Source organism: Bacillus sp. EKM208B, assembly GCF_011800725.1.
GTDB classification, from domain to species: Bacteria; Bacillota; Bacilli; order Bacillales; family Bacillaceae; genus Bacillus; species Bacillus velezensis.
In genome coordinates this window covers 1-258 of record NZ_JAANHO010000051.1, presented here as the reverse complement: position 1 = coordinate 258, position 258 = coordinate 1, and the positions used below count along the sequence as shown (strand labels likewise).

Sequence of the window (258 nt, the reverse complement as noted above, 5' to 3'; positions counted from 1 at the left end):
GGTAATGCCTTTTGTTTTAACAGCTTTCTGATACTCATAAGATGTATAAACAGAACCTTGGTCACTATGTAACACGCAGTTCTCTGGCAGTGCGGGCAGCTGATCAAGTGTGTGTAAGACAAAGTCTGTGTCCTGTCTATCGCCAATTGTAAAAGCAATCACTTCTCCATTGTATAAATCCAATATACTGGAAAGATACAATTGTTTCTGCCCATAAGGCAAATATGTGATATCCGTTACTAGCTTTTCCAGAGGGCG

Annotated in this window: 1 protein-coding gene; it reads right to left on the bottom strand. The window is 40.3% G+C overall.

The window, feature by feature from the left end; translation table 11 throughout:
• The coding region (locus G9F75_RS19820) for a DDE-type integrase/transposase/recombinase (protein WP_167409344.1) at positions 1–258 on the bottom strand (258 nt) is incomplete at both ends.